The following is a 406-nucleotide window of genomic DNA, read 5'->3' as shown; positions in this document are numbered from 1 at the left end:
CCGTTTCGTGCTCCCTCAACTGGTCAATTAGCGAGAACGTTCTAGTTCGTCCGACATTAAGAGAGCTGTAGCTTTTTTTAGTATGGATTTTTCTCTTTCTAAGCGATTAATCCTAGCTTCTAACTCTTGGATCTTCTGCTGTTCTGGCGTCAAAGCTTTAACCGTTGGCGTTTCTCCGCCACGCTCAATCTTTAGTTGCTCGACCCAGCGTCGTAAGGCTGTATCACCGATGTCTAGAGAGCGTGCCGCCTCAGATATTGAGTAACCTTGATCAAGAACCAAGCTTGCAGCTTCTACTTTGAATTCAGAAGAAAATGTACGTCGTTGTCGTTTTGTCATTGAACACCTCATGTATGGTGGAGACTTTACCACCTAATTTGGTGTCCGGGATCATTAAACCACTACA

General features: G+C 44.6%; 1 pseudogene. It reads right to left on the bottom strand.

Annotation, left to right across the window (positions count from 1 at the left end):
• Positions 1-339, bottom strand: a pseudogene (locus TW84_RS23625) (transposase); the annotation flags it as partial.
• Between the last annotated feature and the right edge of the window lie 67 nt (positions 340-406).

This window comes from Vibrio neptunius, from assembly GCF_000967495.1.
Classification (GTDB): Bacteria; Pseudomonadota; Gammaproteobacteria; order Enterobacterales; family Vibrionaceae; genus Vibrio; species Vibrio neptunius.
The sequence above is the reverse complement of the archived record's forward strand: the minus strand, read 5'-3'. Positions and strand labels throughout refer to the sequence as shown.